The following is a 1,690-nucleotide window of genomic DNA, read 5'->3' as shown; positions in this document are numbered from 1 at the left end:
CGGCTCCTGGGGGAGCAGCAGCCAGAGGGCCAGGTAGAGGAGGAACTGGGGGCCGGGCAGCAGGCAGGAGAGCAGGAAGATCAGCCGGACGGTCCACGGGGTCAGGCCGAAGCGTTCGGCGATCCCGGCGCAGACGCCGGCGATGACGCGGTTGTGGCGGGGACGGGCGAGGCGCGCGGTCATGGTCGTCTCCGTGTGGTGGCGGCCCGGTCCGGCCGGTCCGGCGGGCTGCTTCCATACTCCGTCGCCGGCGGCCCCCGGTCCTCCGTCCGGCAGGTGATTCTCCGCCCCGAAGGGTCACCGGGTAGGCGTAGCCGGACGTCGGGGTCGGCCTCAGGGTGACCCCGAGGGCCGAGGGCCGGAACGTGCGTCCGGGCCCGTCCGAAGTGGCCGGGCCGGCTCGGTAGGATGCTGCCGATCGCAGTCGGCCGGGGGGCGGACGAGAAGCCCGACTTCGTTGTGGAACGACCTCTCGCGCAAGCGATTTCACGTCCTGATGGGTTCTGTCCCGCATTCTCTCGTGAGGTTGAATTGCGCATTCGGCATCGCAGATTCCTGACCGCGACCGCCGCCGTCACGCTGGCCTCCGGCCTGGCCGCCGTCGAGGGCCCGGCCGTCCTCGCCGCGCCGCAGGCCGTCGCGGTGGTCCCGGGCACCCGGACCCGTCCCTCGCCGGTCACGATCACCTTCGGGGGGCTTCCCGGCACCGTCACGGCGGGTGGCGCGGCGGTGGAGTTCACCGCGACGCTCCGGAACACCGCCGACCACCGGCTGGACGTCCCGTCCTCGTTCTTCGGCCTCGCGGACACCGGCGCCGGTGCCGGTGTCGGTGTCGGGCGGGGCTACTTCCGGCTGGAGTACCGGTCGCCCGGCGCCGCCCAGTGGCAGGACGCCGGGGTGAACGCCGCGGGCACCGGCGCCCGCTGGGCGCTCGACCAGCCCGCCGTGCTGTCGCTGGCGGCCGGCGCCGAGGCCGTCTACCGGCTGCGGCTCACCGTCACCGCCGACGCCCCTGCCGGGCGGGTGACGCCGGGCTTCGACTCCGTGGTCTCGGACCCGGCCCTGCCGCCGGAGCAGCGCACCACCGGTGCGGAGAGCGGCCACCCGGACCTGGTCGTCGCCCCGGCGGCGGCGCCGACCACGGTGCCGACCACGGCGCCGGCCACCCCGGCGGCCACCGCGGAGGTCGGGTTCGAGGGCGTGCCCGCCTCGTTCACGGTGGGCGGGGAGGCGAAGCCGTTCACGCTGGTCCTCACCAACCGGAGCGGCCGGGACCTGCGGGTCGTGCCCGCGGTCGTGTTCCAGGGGGCGGCCGAACTCCCTTCGAGCACCGTCAAGTTCGAGTTCCGTGCCGCCGACGGGCAGTGGCGGGAGGCCACCTCGGCCGACAGCCCGGGGCACCCGGCCTGGCTGTGCCTCGGGCTGCGGACCGGGGACCGGAACGCCGACGTCATCGCGCTGGCGAAGGGCGGGAGCCGCACCGTCGAGGTCCGGCTGGCCTTCACCAGGGACGCGCCGATCCTGTTCGAGTCCCTGGTCGCCGTCGCGGACACCCTGCCGGAGCCGGGCGAGAGCGCGGCCGAGGCGGTCGGCGCCGCGGCCGACTTCATCACCGTGTCCGCGACGGGTCCCACCGCCAGGGCCGCTCCGGCGTTCCAGGACCCCGACCCGGGCCCGGCGGCGCCGGAGC

2 protein-coding genes are annotated in these 1,690 nt (G+C 75.6%); one reads left to right on the top strand and one right to left on the bottom strand.

All coding sequences use genetic code 11. The features are described 5' to 3' along the window. On the bottom strand, positions 1 to 183 hold a 183-nt coding region (locus ACWGJO_RS41520), incomplete at its 3' end, for a PspC domain-containing protein (RefSeq protein WP_387693235.1). 348 nt (positions 184 to 531) lie between these two features. On the opposite strand from ACWGJO_RS41520, the gene ACWGJO_RS41515 reads away from it, so the two are divergent. Beyond that, positions 532 to 1,690: hypothetical protein (locus tag ACWGJO_RS41515; protein ID WP_452190957.1), on the top strand; the 1,159-nt coding region annotated here is incomplete at its 3' end.

The sequence above is a fragment of the Kitasatospora sp. NPDC054795 genome, from assembly GCF_053611565.1.
The sequence above is the reverse complement of the archived record's forward strand: the minus strand, read 5'-3'. Positions and strand labels throughout refer to the sequence as shown.